Genomic DNA, 15,850 nt, shown 5'->3' on the forward strand with positions numbered 1-15,850 from the left:
GTCGCCCTCGCGCACCTCGGCGGCTCCGGCGACGGGCCGGCGCGAGCGCACCAGCGCCACGACCTCGTGTCCCGCCTCCACCAGCCGCTCGGTCAGCGCGGACCCCACATAGCCGCCCGCGCCGAGGACCAGAACTCGCATGAAGCACTCCCATCAAAGATTTCGGCGTCGAAACTTTAGACGGATGCTTGTTTCGACGTCAAACTCTTGGACGGCGAACGTTAGGCTGGGAGGGTGCTCCGCCCGCCCCGACCCAAGGACCCCGCAGTGACCGACCGACCCGAGTCCCCGGCCCCCGTCCGCGACGGAGTCGACGCGATCCTGGACCAGTGGAAGCAGGTCCGCCCCGACACGGACTGCGCCCCCATGGGCGTCGTCGGGCGCATCTCCCGCGCGTCCCGCCTGCTGGAACGCGCCCTCAAGGACGAGTTCGCCCGGCACGGCCTCGAACCGTGGGAGTTCGACGTCCTCGCCACCCTGCTCCGCTCGGGCCCCCCGCACGTCCTCTGCGCGGGCGACCTCAGCGCCGCCGCCATGGTCAGCTCCGCGTCCCTCACCAACCGCGTCGACCGCCTCCTCGCCAAGGGCCTCGTCGAACGCGGCGTCGACCCCGCCCACCGCCGCCGCGTCCTCATCTCCCTGTCGGACAAGGGCCTCCGCGTCACCAACGAGGTCCTCGACCACCACGTCGCCAACGAACGCCGCCTCCTGGCCGCCCTCTCAGCCCCCGACCAGGCCCACCTCGCCGCCCTCCTCCGCACCCTCCTCCACTCCCTCGGCGACACCGCCCCCTCCTGACCCGCCCGGGCATCCGCGGACTGCTCACACCTGATGGCGCAGCCCCTCCGCCAGGCAGGGGATGAGCATCCGCAGGACGGTGGCGGCGTTCTTCGCCGCGACCTGGTGGCAGGTGTCGTCCTTCTCCTCGTCGGCGTTGTCGGATATTCCGCGGATGACCAGCCACCCCCTGGCTCTCGGCTGTCCGGTCTGGGTGTGGAAGTCCAGGGCGAGCCCTCCTGCCTCCATGTCGAGAGCGAGGGTCTTGTCGTTGACGGACGCGAGGTGGCGCCGGATCGGTGAGGAGGCGTCCGCGACGACCGCCTCACCCGAGCCGACGGGACCGGCGAGGACCTTCGCCTTGCCGCATGGCAGGACGAAGGGTTCGCCGTGATCGGTGAAGAAGTCGTTCACCTCGCGGCGGACCCAGGCCGGGATCTGGTGTCCCTCGCTCCGGCGCCGCACCCCGGAGGCCGTCTCCTTGCGCCGGTCGTAGTAGACCACCTCCTCGCCGATCACGACGTCGCCCGGCTGAACGTCCCGGTGGATCCCGCCGCCGATGCCCACCAGCACGATCACGCCGGGCGCGAAGTGCGTGCGCAGGAGCTGGAAGGGCATGCCGGTGGACCGGTTGCCCTGCCGCTCAGTGCGCGCCATCACGACGGAGGCGTCGCCCACCTGCCCGCGATGGAAGCGGACGCCGTCGGCCCGGACCGTGCGCACGTCGTCGAGGGCGCCGACCACGGCACCGGCCTCCGTGGACAGGACGGTGATGACGCCGATGTCGGTCCGCGGCGGCGGCGCGTTCTCACGGCCGGGCGAACCCCCGATGCGGTTGTGGTTCCCGATGGTGATGGAGCCGTCACCGGTGTTCTGGACGCCGTTGTTGATGTTCACGCGATCCCTCCGACCGTGTTCCCGTCGCCCATGGTGATGTCGCCGGAGCCCATGTTGAGGACGCCGTTGTTGAGGATGTAGTTGGTGCGCTCGACGTACTCATCCGTCAGGACCTTGCCCTTGAGGAACCCGCCGACGGACGAGATGATCCGGCGCTCGATGATCTTGCTGTGCTTCGCGACGTCCAGCTCCTGGAAGTAGGTGCCGTCCCGAGGAGTGGTCAGGTGCTCCCGCGCGCTCACCATCGCGCCGATGTTGTGCCGGGCGCCGGTCGTCCTGTCCTTCGGCGAGCCGAGGACCTTGCGCGCATCGCGGAGGGCCTTGCAGAAGTCGAGGGGCGCCAGGAGGGCCCGTGGCGCACAGACCAGTTTCCGGAGCGCGGCCCTGGACGCGGCCATGGCGTCCGTACGGCCCACCGCGTCGATCATCTGGAAGGCGGGGAGCGTGGGCGTGAGCGCATGGATGGTGTACTTCAGGGTCAGCAGTCCGCCTTGTAACGAGGTGTGGAGGTAGACCGTGGTGACGATCTCGCCTCCCCAGGAGATGACCCGGCACGCGAGGTGGTGCCGGCCCGGCGCCCGGGAGTCGGCCATGAACTCCTCGAACTGGGCGAGGACGGGCCGGTGGGCGAGCAGCCTTTCGTAACGGCCGAGATGCCGCCCTTCGACCAGGAGAAGGTCGTCCACTTCCAGTCCGGGGATCTGCGTCTCCTCGCCCCTGTCCTGCGCGAGCCTGAGCAGGTCGGCGCGGATGTGCGCCACCAGTTCCCTGGTCCGGAACGGCGGTTGGGAGAACTCGCTTCCCTTTGGTCCGTCCTCGTCGGCCCGAGGCCGCAGGAGGTGCTGGGTGAAGGCCCACGAATGCACGACCTGGCCGCTGCCGATGAACGGGTCCTCGGCATAGGCGACCACCGGGCTGCGCTGCTGGTCATCGATCGTGGCCAGTCTCTTGTTGCGGGTGACCGGTCCGACGCGGTGCCCGAGGGCGCGAAGCGCGTGGAAGCGGCCCAGTTCGGCGACCGCGTACACGAGACCGGCGAGGAGCAGGATCGGAGCGGTCCCCAGCAGTACCCTCCAGACCCCCCATTGCAGCCAGGCCGTCAGGGCCACCGTGAACCCGGCGAGCACGAGGGCGATCGTGAGCGTCTCGCGCAGGCGGCGCCTCTCTTCGGCCAGGTGCATCGACTCCTGGTACAGCCCGGCGTCCCTCGAATGAGGCGTCCGGAGGAAGCGGCGTATCCGTTGCCTCAGGTAGCCGCGGACGTTCATCGCGAGGAACCACAGGTAGGCGCACGTGACGAGGAGCGCCATGGACGGCGCCGCGCACCAGGCCGCGATCGCGAGGAGGGCGGTCAGGCACGTGTTCTGGGCCGCGTCGAAGAGCCACGCGTTGCGCGCATGCATGAGGACGGGCACCACATCGAAGCCGTAGGAGGGGGCCACTCGGCGGCCGGTATCGGCATAGACGTTCTTCAGGACCCAGTCCCGGAAAGGCGCGTCGAGGTACGTGCCCGCGCACAGGTAGCGCGTGGAGGAGTCGTCGCGGAAGTTCGTCCTGGGCACCGAGGTCTCGGTGTCGGTGACTCTGGCCTGCATGGTCGCCACGGTGACCCCCGTTCTCAGCGGACCGTGGTGACGATTCGGAGGGCGAGCGCCCCGACGGCGACGGTTTCCGCCCCCGCCAGAAGGTGCATGGTCATGGGGACGCTCTGGGAGCTCCAGACGATGACCAAGGCCGCGCACGCCGTGAGGCAGAACAACAGAAGGTTGACCGATATCTGCCAGAGCTTCCGGAGCGGCCGTCCGGCGTCCTCGCGGTGCCGCCGTTCCCACGCGAAGAGTTCGACCTCGGCGGCGGACAGCCGGGTCAGCTCGGGGCCGAGCACTTCCCGGACGTAGGCGCCGATGGCCGTGATGCGGTCGTCGTTGGCCAGGAAGGTCCATCCCAGCGTGACGCAGACCAGGGGGACCAGGAGCAGGAGCAGGGGAGATCCGGTCTGGACGACCGCTCCGACGATCAGTGCGAGCGCGCCGAGCGTCGCGTAGACGAGGTTGTCGCGCGTGCCGATCCGGGCGCGCTGTTCTTCCTTGAGCTGCTCGTACTCCAGGGCGAGCAGCGGGGAGACCTGCTGGGACGACATATCGAACCCCCTTTAAGGTCAGCTTGACCGTAATTCGGGGGACGACTTCTTGTCAAGGTGACTTTTTCTAGTCCGCCTGCCTCAGCAGCGGCGGGGTGAGGCTCGTCGCGGTGCCGCGCCGGTAGAGGGCCGCGGGCCGGCCGAGGTCCGAACTGCGATGCTCGCCGGTGGGGACGAGGAAGCCGTCCGCGCGGGTCACCTTGCGGCGGAAGTTGCTGGGTTCCAGCCGCAGGCCCCAGACCACCTCGTAGATGTGCCTGAGCTCCGCGACCGTGAACGGCTCCGGGCAGAACGCGGTCGCGACCGTCGAGTACTCCAGCTTCGCGCGGGCACGTTCCAGGCCGTCGTTGAGGATCGCGGCGTGGTCGAACGCCAGCTCGGCGGCCACGGCTTCGGCGACCGGCATCCACAGCGCCTCCGCGGCGTCGGTCCCGGCCACGGGTAGCGGCAGGTTCGGTCCCATGGCCAGGTAGGCGACGCTGAACACTCGTCCGCGAGGGTCGCGGTCCGGCTCCCCGTAGGTGCGCAACTGCTCCAGGTGAAGGCGCTCGGAGTCCACTCCGGTCTCTTCGAAGAGTTCGCGCGCGGCGGCGGCCCGCAGGCCCTCGCCGTCCCGGACATACCCTCCCGGCAGTGCGAGCCCGCCCCGGAAGGGCCCCTTCCCCCGCTTGATCAGCAGAACCTGGAGGGCGTCGTCCCGCACGGTGAAGATGACGAGGTCAACGGCGACCGAGGCACCCGAGGGCCGCCCTTGAGAGGAGGACACGCTGGCCATCGTAACCACTGGCACGCGTCCCACGGCTCGACCGTCCGCCTGGTTCTCAGGTCGGCGGACGGGCCGGGCGGCCCGCCGGTGTTCGGGGTGGGGTCACTTGCAGCCGGCGGTGGTGAGGGCCTTGTCGAGGGCGGCGCGCAGTCTGGTGTTCTCGGACGTGGTGAGCGCGCGGTTGGGCATGGTGAGCCTGATGGTCTGCGGGCTGTGGCCGCTGGTGCCGACCTGGATGTCGGTGGTGTAGCGGTTGGGGATCAGGGTCCTGGCGTTGGCGTAGGCCACCTTGATCCGGTAGTGCGGGATGCGGCCGCCCGGCTTGGTCAGGCAGCGCTTGGCGCCCGCCTCCATGCGCTCGTAGAGGCCCCGGTTGAGGCTGGCCCACTGCGGGACGAGGTCGTAGCGCTCGTCCACGCCCTTCAGCGTGGCCGCGATGAGGTGCCCGCCGTCGTAGCCGGTCGTCCCGGACATGTGCCCGGCCTTGCTCTGGCAGCTGCCGCGGTCGGCGACGCTCGACCTGAGGTTCGTGGCCTCGGCGCGCTCGGGACGGCCCTGGGCGTCGGTGTAGTAGCTCGCGCCGTTCGCGTGGTAGGTCGCGTTCGGCTTGAGGTGCTCGGCGCACGGCACCTGGTCCACCCGCGTGGACGAGGCGGCCTCGCCCGCCTTCGAGTGCGGAGCGGCGCCCGCGGAGGAGGTGCAGGCCGTCGCGGCGGCGGCGACGGCGGCCAGGGCGAGCGCGGCTCGTGCTCGGGTCACGGGCGTTTCCTTTCGACGGGGGGAGCGGAACGTCCGCCGAGAAGGAAAACACAAATCACCCCAAGCCTGACAACCGGGGTATGGCGCTATCGAGGTTCTACATGCACTTATGTACGTCTATGTGTGGAAATGCGAAGTATGGATGCGGGCCGGTGCGCGGCCGGCGTCAGACGCGGCCGCCCCGGCGGGACGGGATGCCGATGCCGAGCAGGTCGAGGTCGGGCGAGATGACCTGGTGCCAGAGGTCCTCGTAGGCGACGCCGTACGAGCGCAGGGCACCGACGAGCATGCGCGCCGCTCGTTCCGCCTCCTCAGGTCCGAGCGTCGGGAACTCGCGGGTCGCACAGGAGAAGTCGTCCGGAAGGTCCGGGATCTGCCAGCCCAGCCCGGTCATGGCGTCCGCCCAGGCGGAACCGGGGTCGCCGGTGAGGGCCGCTTCGAGGTGCAGCGTCCAGTCGCGGTCGGTCGTCCACTGGACGAAGTGGTGGTCCGAGGCGTGCACGACCACGGTGAAGTAGGTGGGGAAGTCCATGAGCCGGAAGTCCTCGACGACCGACCGGAGCGTCGTCGCCAGCCGCCCCTCGAACTCCGTCCAGTCGTCGGCCCAGTAGCCGCCCGGGATCAGCAGCCCGTCCAGGTCGGGTCCGCTGCCGACCACCTGCCAGTAGCCGAGCCTGCCGAGGCCGTCCTCGGGCTCCGCCCACTTCGCCGTGCGGTACTCGTCGTTCTCGACGGCCTCGGTGGGACGGACCGACAGGTGCACCCCGTCATGTATCCGCTCCAGTTCCAGTAGCCGGACGGGACCGCGCCACCGCAGCAGTGGCCCGGGGCCCCGCATGATCGACGGAGCGCCCAACTCGTCCACGAGCGCCGAGCGCACACGAAGGAAGAGTTCGTCGCCCTCTCCGACGCGGACGTGGAGTCCGGTCTCGCCGTCGTCTGCGCCATGCCGGGCGACGCGTGCGCGTCCCGTCCCGAGGCCGGTGTCGTACTCCTCGGACCGCACCCCTTGGCGGCCGGCGTCGGGCGTCGGCTGCCAGCCGAGACGGGCGAGGGCGCGGTCGAACGCCGGGTCGTCCCATCCGGTCATGTCGAGCGCGGTGAACCGGCGGACGAGTTCGCGGACCTGGTCGTCGGTGGGGGCCATGGCGGATGATCTTATCGACCGCGACCGCCCGGCGAGGTTGAAACCGCCTCAAGGGCACTATGACGGATATAGCCGCTATGCGCCTGAAAGGTCCCCGCGTTCGCCGCTGCCGCCGACTCGGGGTCCGTGCTGAGGGCGCGGTCCGCCGCAATGCCAGTTCATGGCCATTTCGGCATGATTATTTACCCGCCGGAACGTTGGCTCCGCTTCGCCTCCTGGTAGACCTTTCACGACGACGCCGTCAAGGCGAGCCGTGAGAGCACCCGAGCCCACCGGATGGATATGAGAACCGCAGAGCCCGCGCATGCCGCAGTTCCGCAAGCCCGGACGTCCAAGGGCAGGCTGGTGGCCGACTGGCTGTCGACGACCGACCACAAGAAGATCGGGTACCTCTACCTGATCACCTCGTTCTCCTTCTTCCTCTTCGGCGGGATCCTGGCCGTTCTCATCCGCGCCGAACTGGTCAGGCCCGGTCTCCAGATCTTCGGCAACGAGCAGTTCAACCAGTTGTTCACCATGCACGGCACGGTCATGCTGCTGATGTTCGCGACCCCGCTGTTCGCCGGATTCAGCAATGTCATCATGCCGCTGCAGATCGGCGCGCCGGACGTCGCGTTCCCGCGCATGAACATGCTGGCTTACTGGCTTTTCCTGTTCGGCAGCCTGATCGCGGTGCTGGGCTTCCTGACCCCCAACGGGGCCGCGTCGTTCGGCTGGACCGCCTACACCCCGCTCTCGGACGCCGTGCGCTCACCGAGCATCGGCGGCGACATGTGGGTGATGGGGCTCGCCATGTCGGGCTTCGGCACGATCATGGGCGCGGTCAACTTCATCACCACGATCCTGTGCATGCGGGCGCCCGGCATGACGATGTTCCGAATGCCGATCTTCACCTGGAACGTCCTGCTGACGTCCATCCTGGTCCTGCTGGCGTTCCCGGTCCTGGCCGCGGCGCTGCTGGCGCTGGAGGCCGACCGCAAGTTCGGCGCGCACGTCTACGACGGCGCCAACGGCGGGGCGCTGCTCTGGCAGCACCTCTTCTGGTTCTTCGGCCATCCAGAGGTGTACATCATCGCCTTGCCCTTCTTCGGGATCGTGACCGAGATCCTGCCGGTGTTCAGCCGCAAGCCGGTCTTCGGCTACATCGGCCTGGTCTTCGCCACGGTCTCCATCGCGGGCCTGTCCATCACCGTGTGGGCGCACCACATGTTCGTCACCGGCCGGGTCCTGCTGCCCTTCTTCTCCTTCATGTCCCTGCTCATCGCGGTGCCCACGGGGGTGAAGTTCTTCAACTGGGCAGGGACGATATGGCGGGGCCAGCTGACGTTCGAGGCTCCGATGCTGTGGTCGCTGGGCTTCCTGGTCACCTTCCTTTTCGGCGGCCTGACCGGCGTCATTCTCGCGTCCCCGCCGATGGACTTCCAGCTTTCGGATTCCTACTTCGTCGTCGCGCACTTCCACTACACGGTCTTCGGCACCGTCGTCTTCTCGATGTTCGCGGGCTTCTACTTCTGGTGGCCGAAGTTCACCGGCAAGAAACTCAACGACCGGCTCGGCAAAATACACTTCTGGATGCTGTTCATCGGCTTCCACGGCACGTTCCTCATCCAGCACTGGCTCGGTGCCGAGGGAATGCCGCGCCGGTACGCCGACTACCCGTCGCAGTTCGAGGGGCTGAACGCGACGTCGTCGTTCTTCTCCTTCCTGCTCGGAATCTCACTCATTCCGTTCCTGTTCAACATCTACATCACCCACAAGCGCGCGCCGTGGGTGCTGGTCAACGATCCCTGGGGCTACAGCAACTCCCTGGAGTGGGCGACCTCGTGCCCGCCCCCTCGGCACAACTTCCTCTCCATCCCGCAGATCAGGTCGGAGCGCCCGGCGTTCGACCTGCACCACCCGCACGAGGGAGTCGTGGCCACCCGCACCGACACCACCTAGTCGGTCCGACGCCGGCAGGAGTCCGTGGCGTCCGCCCGGCCCGCTACGCGGAGCCGGGGCCTGCCAGGGCGCGGAACATGGCGGTGGCCTTCTCCGCGACGCGGACGGCCTCGTCGGCGGACGGCAGGTAGCCGGAGAGTTGGTCGAGGTTGCTCGCGACGTTCCTGCGGACGTCCGGGCTCGCGCCCGCGTTCTCCACCCGCGCGGCGGCCTTCACGGCCTCGTCGCCGAGCCCGGCGCTCTTGTTCCGCTGCCCGGCCTCGCTGTACCGGGCCGCCAGGATGTAGAGCGAGGCGATCAGGCTGTTGAGGTAGTCGGCGTTGTCGGGAGGCGACGCCGAGATGTCGCGGTAGGTCTGCACGGCTTCTTCCATCGTCATCACCGCTTCGGAGATCCGGCCGGCCTCGGCCAGCAATCCGTCCAACGCGATCAGGGCGGCGGCGAGGGCCGGCCGGCCCGGGTCTCCCTGCGCCCTCAGTGCCCTGACGGTCTGTTTGGCACACGCGATCTTCTCCACCTGGAGCCGCTCCGGCGTCGGTGGGCCGAGCGCCGGGACGGGACCGAGCTCGTAGCGCGCGAGCCCGGCGTTGGTGTGCACGTAGAGGCGTCCCGTCGCGCCCGCCGCCGGGGTGCCGTTGGACGACACCATCACCTGGGGGTTCGGCGGGTGCTCCTGCGCCGTGAACCGCGTCAGCATCCACTGCCCCGCGGGGAGGGCCAGCGCGGAGAAGACCTCGATCTCGGTGTCGAGCAGGTGCTGGGTGACGGCCAGCACCCGGTCGGCCAGCGACACGGGCACCAGGGTGTACCTGGTGTCCGGTAGCCACTGCCCGGTGCCGCAGTCGTACCGGCCGCCTCCCCAGGTCCCGGGCAGCGGCCCCGGCGGGGGCTGGAAGTCGGGGACGTGGTGCGCGGGCAGCACGACGGGCCGGCGGCTGATCATGAGGCCGTCCCGGCCGATGCTCCAGGCGGGCGCGTCCGGCCCCTGCATGACCTTCGGGAGCGGGGTGCGCCGCTGGTAGGTGACGCCGTCGTCGTCGGTGGCGATGCGCGTGAAGGTCGCCGCGTCCACGCCTTGGATCTCCTCCTGCACCTGCCCGCGGATGAAGTCGCCCAGCGCGACCAGGCCCGCCACGCCGGCGACGATCCCCACGACGGGGTTGGTGAGGCTTCCGAGGAGCAGCCCGCCGATGCCGCCGGTGCCGAGGAAGCAGCGGAACGCGTCCCAGTCCGACGCGTCGCCGGACAGCCGCAGGGTCTGTTCGAGTTCCGTCTTCGGCGGGTCCGGCGGCGGTCCGTCCGGCGGTGGGCCGCTCGGCGCGGGGCCGCCGGGATGCTGCGGATCGGCGGCCGGCGGCGGCACGACGCGGATCGACAGGTAGGCGGTGACCTCGACGGACACGTCCACCGGCCCGAACAGGGCGGGGCAGGCGTCCGGTTTCACCAGCCCGCAGTTGGCCACGGCCGCCCAGGCCCAGTCGGGTTCCCAGCCGAGCCCCGGCGCCCAGTTCCCCCACGCGCCGTGCGGGGACTCCTCGACCTCGGTGCCGTGGGGCGGCGGCGTGAGCTGCCGGTTCAGCTGGCCGACCAGGGCGTCCCGGAAGAGCTCGCCCGAGAGGCGCACGAGGAAGGTGCTGTCGGTGTGCGCGGGGTCGTCCAGGTGGTGGACGGACGGGGCGGACAGGTCGTCGGTGCCCGTCGTCGAGAACAGCAGCGTCACGTAGCCGTCCGCGTGGTGGAGGGCGCCGTCCACGATCTGGACCTCGTCGAGGTCCAGCCCGAACCGCCAGAGCCGGTGGCCGACGTCCTGCGGGCCCTGCCCGGCGAGGTCGACGCTCCGCAGGTCGATCACCAGTCCCGAGCCCAGCACCCACAGGTGGAGCCAGAACACCGCCGGCGTCGCGGTCTCCGGCGCGTGCGGGTCGGCCTCCAGCTCGGCGATCGACAGGTGCCGGACCGTGCCCTCGGCGCGGGCGGTCATGGTGTTGGCGGGCGGGGGAGAGCCGTCCGGGGTGGCGTCCAGGGTGATCCTGACGGTCCAGTCGATACCGGTGATCAGCCGCCCTTCGGGAAGCCCGCGGAACGTCGGCGCCGGAATGGGCGACTCGGTGAGCATGAGCAGCAGGACGGTGCGGAACAGCCCTTCCTCGAACTCCGCTTCGACCAGCGCCATCGCCCGCCACCTCCTTAGGTGAGGGCGCCCTCCGGCCGGGCTCGGCGCCCGCCGGCGGCCGTCACGTCCGCCCGTTTCCCGGACGTTCCTATTCATTGTCCCGCAAAGGCATGATCGAATAAATCGCCTGTTTCTCCGGTTTCCCGCAGGCGATGCGCAACCTCGTCATTCTCCGGCCGGAACAGGCCAGTTGTGCGTGCTGAAGTGTTCCCCGCGCTCGACGGCGGCCAGCGCCCGCACCACGTGCGGCAGCACCTTGGGCGGCAGTGAGGCGGGGTCGGCCCACAGCACCTCCGAGCACTTGTCCGGCTCGGCGACGCGGGGACGGCCCGTCCAGCGGGTGGCGGTGAAGTAGTAGTCGTTCACCGCGTGGCACGGGCCGGGCATGCTGTCGGCGTACCGGTGCATGACGTGGACGAACCGCGCGTCGCCCGGCTCGACCCGGACGCCGACCTCCTCGGCGGTCTCGCGGATCGCGGCCGACAGGACGTCCTCGCCGGGTTCGATCCGGCCCGCCGGGGGAGCGAGCCACCCGTCCGCGTATCCGGTGTTGGCGCGGCGGAGCAGCAGCACCGCGCCGTCGTCCCGGCGCAGCAGCATGTGGGGCGCCATCCAGGTGCCGTACCAGCCGCCCGCCGCGAGTTCGTCCTGGGGCGGGCCGCCTGCGGTCGGCGTGGCGACGGTCGGCGCGGCGGCGGGCGAGAAGGGTGGCGGGACGTTCGGTGCCGTCATGGTGGTCGGTCAGCTCCTGGTGGTCCGGCGCCGTCATGGCTGGAACGGACGGCGGCGTCGCACGCCATCCTCCGCCATGGCCGCCCCCGGACGCCCGCCGGGGCTCAGGTGGTGTTGATGATCAGCCCGATGTGCGTGAAGTAGTTGAGCGCGCCGAAGAGCAGGAACAGCACGCCGGCGATCGCCCACACCACGCCCACGACCGTGGCCAGCCACGCCAGCGGCCTGCGCAGGACGAACGGGAAGAGCACCGCGCCGATGCCGACCAGCACGTACAGGACGGAGATGAAGGTCGCCTCCAGCCAGGGGTGCTCGGCGAACTTCCCCGAGATCGGCTCCTGGGGCGGAGCGGCGAACAGCTGGTACTTCCAGCCCGCCGCGGCGATGCCGAAGCACGCCAGCCCCATGCCGAACACGAACACCGAGATCGGTCCCGCCAGCCGTGCCGCCACCTCGCCCCGGGCCGGGACCTCGTTGAGCGCCTCGCCCCGCTTCCAGAGGAAGAGCGCCGCCATCAGCATCATCGCCCCGAACGCCAGCGCGGGCTCGCCGAAGACGATGTTGTCGAACGGGAAGCCCTGCCCGGCCAGCGGCCAGGTGAGCGTCATGTGCAGGCCGGTGAGGGTCAGGATGAGGCCGAGCGCCCCGAACGCCAGCCCCCAGCCCGCGGTCTCGATCCGGAGCTGCGGGCGCAGGAGCCGGCGGCCCAGTCCGACGACCAGCAGCAGCCCGGCCCCCGCCGCGACCGCCATGATCGTGTTGTACGTCGGCATCCGGGTCCAGTCGATCTTCAGGTCGGGCGCCGACCCCACCAGAGCAAGATCAATCATGTCGCTCACGGTAGCAAGGCGATTATCGACAGTGACGACAGGGGTGGGGTCTGCTCGTTCCGCCGGCCAGCCTTCCCGCAGGTCAGGGCATGCCGTCCAGCGGATGGACGGGCTGCCAGGCCGTCGGGAACCGGACCTCGACGCCGTCCCGCCCGGCCAGCGGCAGGAGCATGCCGAGGGCGGAGTCGACACGGTCCGCGAGACGCGGCATCGGGCGGAGCGGCCGGTGCAGTCCGGTGAAGAAGTCGTCCCAGTGGGTGAGGACGACCCGCCGCGCCCCGGTCGCACCCACGACCTCGTCCCAGTACCGGCGCACGAACTCGGGGGACTGCTTCCCCAATGCGCCGATGCTCAGGTAGACCACGTCGGCGCGCCGGCCGGTCAGCATGCCGGGCCGGAAGTTGGCGCTGGCGTGCAGCAGTATCCGGCCGAGCGGATGCGTGACCAGCACGGAGAAGGCCTCGCCGGTCCGCCACGCCTTCGCCCGGGCGGGCGGAACCAGCGGCGTTCCGACGGTCCCCGGGAAGTGGTCGCCCCGGCTGTGCGCGGACTCGACGAACGTCAGCCCGAAGCGTCCGTAGGTGAGCGTGTCGCCGTCCGCGACCACCCGCAAGGACGAGGACGGGACGCCGAGACCGCGCCCGATGTTGGCCGTGGACTCCGAACCGGCCAGGTCCGCGCCGGTCTCCAAGCACCACACCGGAGCGTCCAGCGCGTGGTCGTAGTGGGAGTGCGCGCAGAACACCGCGCTGAGCGAGTGGGCTCCCAGCCGCTCGACGGCCGCGCGGACGAGCGTCCGGTCCGGCGCGATCTTCCCGAGACCCACGCGCAGCAGGCCCGGCCGGGTGACGAACCCGTCGCAGAGGACGCTGGTCTCCCCGTCGTCCAGCAGCACCGAACTCGTCCCCAGGAAGCGGGCGCTCAGCCCGTCCGAGGAGGCTCGGGCCGGTTCCCGGAGGTCGCGGTAGGGGCGCAGGCTCGGACGGCCGAACGGCATTCTCATACGAGCATGATCCCGCCTGCCGCCGCTGCCCGCCGAACGCCCGCGGGACTCGCCCGCTTCAGCGCGTGGTGGTGCTGGGCTCGCGGGGACGGGTCCGATCGGCCGCCTGCTCGGCGGCGTGGGCGACTCCCCGGCACATGCCGCCGAAGATCCGGTCGTGGAACGGCTTGAAGGCCCACCAGTAGAGGTGGCCGGGAAGGCCGCGCGGGTGGAACAGGGCGCGCTGGGTGTAGCGGACGCGGCCGTCGTGCTCGGTCATGCCCAGTTCGAGCCAGGCCAGGCCGGGCAGCCGCATCTCGGCGCGCAGCCGCAGCAGCCGTCCCGGCTCGATCTCCTCCACCCGCCAGAAGTCGACGGTCTCGCCGATCCGGAGGCGGCGCGGGTCCCGGCGGCCGCGGCGCAGGCCGACGCCGCCCACCAGGCGGTCCAGGACGCCGCGGACGCTCCAGGCGAGCGGGAACGAGTACCAGCCGCGTTCGCCGCCGATGCCCTCGATGACCTCCCACAGCCGCTCGGCCGGGGCCCGCACCTCGCAGGCGCGCTCGTCGGTGAAGAGGCTGCCGCCCGCCCAGTCCGGGTCGGTGGGCAGCGGGTCGCTCGGCGCGCCGGGCAGGCTCGCCGACGACCAGCGCGTCGCGACGTCCGCCTGCCGGACGCGCCGCAGCGCCAGCTCCACGGCCTGCTCGAACCCGGCCGGCCCGTCGTCCGGCGGCCGGACGTACCGGGCGATGTCGTGCTCACGGCAGATCACCTCGTTGCGCAGCGACTCCACCAGCGGCCGCGCCAGGCGCCCGGGGACCGGCGTGATCGCGCCGACCCACAGGCTCGACAGCCAGGGGCTGAGCACGGGAACCGGGATGATGAGGCGGCGCCTCAGCCCGGCGACGGCGGCGTACCGCTGCATCATGTCCCGGTAGGTGAGCACGTCCGGGCCGCCGATGTCGAAGCCCCGGCTGACGTGGGCGGGCAGCCCGGCGGACGCGACCAGGTAGTGCAGGACGTCCCGGATCGCGATCGGCTGGATGCGCGAGCGCACCCAGCGCGGGGTCACCATCACCGGCAGCCGCTCGGTCAGGTACCGGAGCATCTCGAACGACGCCGAGCCCGATCCGATGATCACCGCCGCGCGCAGCCAGACGGCGGGCACGCCGGCGTCCAACATGATCCGGCCGACCTCGGCGCGGGACCGCAGGTGCGCGGACAGCTCCTCCTCGGGGGCCATGCCGCCCAGGTAGACCAGCCGTCCCACCCCGGCGTCCCGGGCCGCGTCCGCGAAGGTGCGGGCGGCGCGGCGGTCGGTCTCGCTGAACCCGCCCCGGCCGCCGATCGCGTGGATCAGGTAGTAGGCGACGTCCACGCCGTCCAGGGCGCGGCGGGTCGACTCCGGGTCGGTCGCGTCGGCCTCGGCGATCTCGACCCGGCCGGCCCACGGATGGTCGCGCAGCCGCCGGGCCGAGCGGGCCATGCAGCGCACCCGGTACCCGGCGTCCAGCAGTTCGGGCACCAGGCGGCCGCCGATGTAGCCGCTGGCGCCCGTGACCAGGCAGAGTCGCCCGGTCGCGTTCTCGGCGGGTGTGTCGCTGTCCATCGCCTGTCCCCGATGCGGCCGGCGCTCCGCCGTCCGCCGCGCTGAAGGTCGGTCCTGTTCCGGGCGTCGTCCCCCGGTGCCGTCAGACGGGCCCGTACCCGGGGCCCGGAGGACGCAAGCGCAGGTCAACGCGGTTTTGCTCCTCCTCGGGACCGGCCGGAGGAACCACGCGGCCAGGGGAAGCGCCAGTTCGCCTCGCCGAGGGCGGCGACCAGCGCCGGGGCCAGGACGCCGCGGATGAGGGTGGCGTCGATGATGATGCCGAGCGCGAGCGCGGTGGCGAGGATCTTGACGTCGGTCGAGGGCACCCGGGAGAGGGAGACGAACGCCAGGAACAGGATGAGGGCGGCGGAGGTGACCAGCCGTCCGGTGCGGCTGAGACCGGTGACGGTGGCGTCGTCCGTGGACAGGCCGCGGTCGTGCTCCTCGCGGATGCGGGCCAGCAGGAACACCTCGTAGTCCATGGACAGCCCGAACAGGAAGGCGAAGACGGCGATGGGCACCCAGATGGTGATCGCGCCGGACGCCGTCTGCCCGAACAGCGTCCGCACGCCGACGCCGTGCTGCCAGATCAGGACGGTCACCCCGTAGGCGGCCGCGAGGGAGACGACGTTGAGCGCGAGGGCCTTCAGCGGCAGGACGACCGAGCGCAGCGCGCGGGTGAGCAGCAGCAGCGTGACCACGATGATGAGGGCGAGCACCCACCACGCGTTGCCGTAGACGGCCTCGATGAAGTCGTCGTCCTGCGCGGTGATCCCGCCGGCGTCCGCGCCGGTGCGCTCGGCGGCGGAGCGGACCCGGTCGGCCGCCGCCGCGCCGGACGGGGTGGCCGGGTCCTGGCGGGTCCAGACGTCGACCACGGAGGCCGGGCCGCCGGACCGGGCCGTCCTGGTATCGGCGAAGCCGCCGGTTCCGGCGACGCCGGGCAGTCTGGCGACGGCGTCGCGGACCTGCGCGGGGCTGCCGGTGAGCACCTCGACCGGACGGACGAGCCCGGCGCCGATGCCGGACCGTTCGAGCCGGTGGAGCGCCTTGGCGGCCGGGCCGCCGGTGGAGGCGAGCGAGTCGTTGGCGGGCGCGCCCAGCCGCAGGGTGAG

General features: G+C 71.0%; 15 protein-coding genes. 2 read left to right on the forward strand and 13 right to left on the reverse strand.

From position 1 onward, the window contains the following. The coding region (locus AB0J52_RS07900; protein WP_500180819.1) for an NAD-dependent epimerase/dehydratase family protein at positions 1 to 141 on the reverse strand (141 nt) is incomplete at its 3' end. A 126-nt stretch (positions 142 to 267) separates the two neighbouring features. Between AB0J52_RS07900 and AB0J52_RS07905 the strand changes: the two genes are divergently transcribed. After that, entirely contained in the window at positions 268 to 798 is a 531-nt protein-coding gene (locus AB0J52_RS07905) for a MarR family winged helix-turn-helix transcriptional regulator (protein WP_500180805.1), read from the forward strand. Positions 799 to 822: 24 nt separating this feature from the next. Here the strand turns inward: AB0J52_RS07905 and AB0J52_RS07910 are convergent, their stop codons facing one another. From AB0J52_RS07910 to AB0J52_RS07935, 6 genes are all read right to left on the reverse strand, one after another. Beyond that, positions 823 to 1,674, reverse strand: a complete 852-nt coding sequence (locus tag AB0J52_RS07910; protein WP_500180806.1) for a 5'-methylthioadenosine/S-adenosylhomocysteine nucleosidase family protein — start codon at positions 1,672 to 1,674, stop codon at positions 823 to 825. Continuing rightward, on the reverse strand, positions 1,671 to 3,269 hold the full coding sequence (locus AB0J52_RS07915) for an AbeC-like domain-containing protein (protein ID WP_500180807.1): 1,599 nt from the start codon (positions 3,267 to 3,269) through the stop codon (positions 1,671 to 1,673). Before AB0J52_RS07915 ends, AB0J52_RS07910 begins: the two co-directional genes overlap by 4 nt. 23 nt (positions 3,270 to 3,292) lie before the next feature. Beyond that, a complete protein-coding gene (locus AB0J52_RS07920; protein ID WP_500180808.1) occupies positions 3,293 to 3,814 on the reverse strand; it encodes a hypothetical protein in 522 nt (173 codons plus the stop codon). A gap of 67 nt (positions 3,815 to 3,881) precedes the next feature. Continuing rightward, positions 3,882 to 4,580, reverse strand: a complete 699-nt coding sequence (locus AB0J52_RS07925; protein ID WP_500180809.1) for an NUDIX hydrolase — start codon at positions 4,578 to 4,580, stop codon at positions 3,882 to 3,884. Positions 4,581 to 4,682: 102 nt separating this feature from the next. Then, positions 4,683 to 5,339, reverse strand: coding sequence for a DNA/RNA non-specific endonuclease (locus tag AB0J52_RS07930; RefSeq protein WP_500180810.1), 657 nt, complete (start codon positions 5,337 to 5,339; stop codon positions 4,683 to 4,685). A 166-nt stretch (positions 5,340 to 5,505) separates the two neighbouring features. Further along, entirely contained in the window at positions 5,506 to 6,486 is a 981-nt protein-coding gene (locus tag AB0J52_RS07935; protein ID WP_500180811.1) for a TY-Chap domain-containing protein, read from the reverse strand. 276 nt (positions 6,487 to 6,762) lie between these two features. Between AB0J52_RS07935 and ctaD the strand changes: the two genes are divergently transcribed. After that, entirely contained in the window at positions 6,763 to 8,427 is a 1,665-nt protein-coding gene (ctaD, locus tag AB0J52_RS07940; protein WP_500180812.1) for an aa3-type cytochrome oxidase subunit I, read from the forward strand. A 43-nt stretch (positions 8,428 to 8,470) separates the two neighbouring features. Here the strand turns inward: ctaD and AB0J52_RS07945 are convergent, their stop codons facing one another. From AB0J52_RS07945 to AB0J52_RS07970, 6 genes are all read right to left on the reverse strand, one after another. Then, the gene (locus tag AB0J52_RS07945) at positions 8,471 to 10,600 is read right to left on the reverse strand and encodes a hypothetical protein (protein WP_500180813.1); all 2,130 of its coding nucleotides are present in this window, start codon (positions 10,598 to 10,600) and stop codon (positions 8,471 to 8,473) included. A 165-nt stretch (positions 10,601 to 10,765) separates the two neighbouring features. Beyond that, on the reverse strand, positions 10,766 to 11,332 hold the full coding sequence (locus AB0J52_RS07950; protein WP_500180814.1) for an NUDIX hydrolase: 567 nt from the start codon (positions 11,330 to 11,332) through the stop codon (positions 10,766 to 10,768). Positions 11,333 to 11,436: 104 nt separating this feature from the next. Further along, positions 11,437 to 12,162, reverse strand: coding sequence for a DUF981 family protein (locus AB0J52_RS07955; protein WP_500180815.1), 726 nt, complete (start codon positions 12,160 to 12,162; stop codon positions 11,437 to 11,439). A gap of 82 nt (positions 12,163 to 12,244) precedes the next feature. Then, on the reverse strand, positions 12,245 to 13,165 hold the full coding sequence (locus AB0J52_RS07960) for an MBL fold metallo-hydrolase (protein WP_500180816.1): 921 nt from the start codon (positions 13,163 to 13,165) through the stop codon (positions 12,245 to 12,247). Positions 13,166 to 13,223: 58 nt separating this feature from the next. After that, the gene (locus AB0J52_RS07965; protein WP_500180817.1) at positions 13,224 to 14,753 is read right to left on the reverse strand and encodes an SDR family oxidoreductase; all 1,530 of its coding nucleotides are present in this window, start codon (positions 14,751 to 14,753) and stop codon (positions 13,224 to 13,226) included. A gap of 125 nt (positions 14,754 to 14,878) precedes the next feature. Continuing rightward, positions 14,879 to 15,850 (reverse strand): MMPL family transporter (locus AB0J52_RS07970; RefSeq protein ID WP_500180818.1); only part of this gene is annotated, 972 nt, incomplete at its 5' end.

The sequence above is a fragment of the Spirillospora sp. NPDC049652 genome (assembly GCF_040675125.1).
Lineage (GTDB): Bacteria > Actinomycetota > Actinomycetes > Streptosporangiales > Streptosporangiaceae > Spirillospora.

What these genes read in the sequence shown, in the direction of transcription:
- ctaD (WP_500180812.1), top strand. Translation starts at nt 6,763, where the DNA reads ATGGATATGAGAACCGCAGAGCCCGCGCATGCCGCAGTTCCGCAAGCC.
- AB0J52_RS07960 (WP_500180816.1), bottom strand. Translation starts at nt 13,165, where the DNA reads ATGAGAATGCCGTTCGGCCGTCCGAGCCTGCGCCCCTACCGCGACCTC.
- AB0J52_RS07945 (WP_500180813.1), bottom strand. Translation starts at nt 10,600, where the DNA reads ATGGCGCTGGTCGAAGCGGAGTTCGAGGAAGGGCTGTTCCGCACCGTC.
- AB0J52_RS07920 (WP_500180808.1), bottom strand. Translation starts at nt 3,814, where the DNA reads ATGTCGTCCCAGCAGGTCTCCCCGCTGCTCGCCCTGGAGTACGAGCAG.
- AB0J52_RS07965 (WP_500180817.1), bottom strand. Translation starts at nt 14,753, where the DNA reads ATGGACAGCGACACACCCGCCGAGAACGCGACCGGGCGACTCTGCCTG.
- AB0J52_RS07950 (WP_500180814.1), bottom strand. Translation starts at nt 11,332, where the DNA reads ATGACGGCACCGAACGTCCCGCCACCCTTCTCGCCCGCCGCCGCGCCG.
- AB0J52_RS07935 (WP_500180811.1), bottom strand. Translation starts at nt 6,486, where the DNA reads ATGGCCCCCACCGACGACCAGGTCCGCGAACTCGTCCGCCGGTTCACC.
- AB0J52_RS07915 (WP_500180807.1), bottom strand. Translation starts at nt 3,269, where the DNA reads ATGCAGGCCAGAGTCACCGACACCGAGACCTCGGTGCCCAGGACGAAC.
- AB0J52_RS07955 (WP_500180815.1), bottom strand. Translation starts at nt 12,162, where the DNA reads ATGATTGATCTTGCTCTGGTGGGGTCGGCGCCCGACCTGAAGATCGAC.